This is a genomic window from Flavobacterium macrobrachii, assembly GCF_014486675.1.
Lineage (GTDB): Bacteria > Bacteroidota > Bacteroidia > Flavobacteriales > Flavobacteriaceae > Flavobacterium > Flavobacterium macrobrachii.
In genome coordinates this window covers 1-412 of the sequence record NZ_JACTAC010000199.1, presented here as the reverse complement: position 1 = coordinate 412, position 412 = coordinate 1, and the positions used below count along the sequence as shown (strand labels likewise).

Sequence of the window (412 nt, the reverse complement as noted above, 5' to 3'; positions counted from 1 at the left end):
ACCAGGATATACCTTTCAATACTATCCAAGTTGGACCGATGCACAAAACGATACCAACCAGATTACCAATATTACTAGTTATACCAATGTATCACCAGCAGTACAAACGTTGGGCGTTCGCATCATCAGTGCACAAGGATGTGTAGGTTATACTACGTTAAACATTAGAGTATTGCCAGCACCAGAGCCAAACACTAATCCAAATGTGCTACCAGCCGTTTGTGAAGATGCAACCACACCAGGACAAGCACTAGTTGATTTAACCCAAAATGAGGCATATATTTTAAACGGCGATCCTAATTTAACGGTAGAGTATTATCCAACGTTAGCTGATTTAGAAAACAATACCAACCAAATCATCAACCCAGCATCAGCATTGGTAGGTGATGCAACCTTGGTAGATGACCCAATT

General features: G+C 40.8%; 1 protein-coding gene. It reads left to right on the top strand.

What is annotated here, in order from left to right:
- A partial coding sequence (locus IAI56_RS15950) for a hypothetical protein (protein WP_187658793.1) occupies nt 1-412 on the top strand: 412 nt, incomplete at both ends.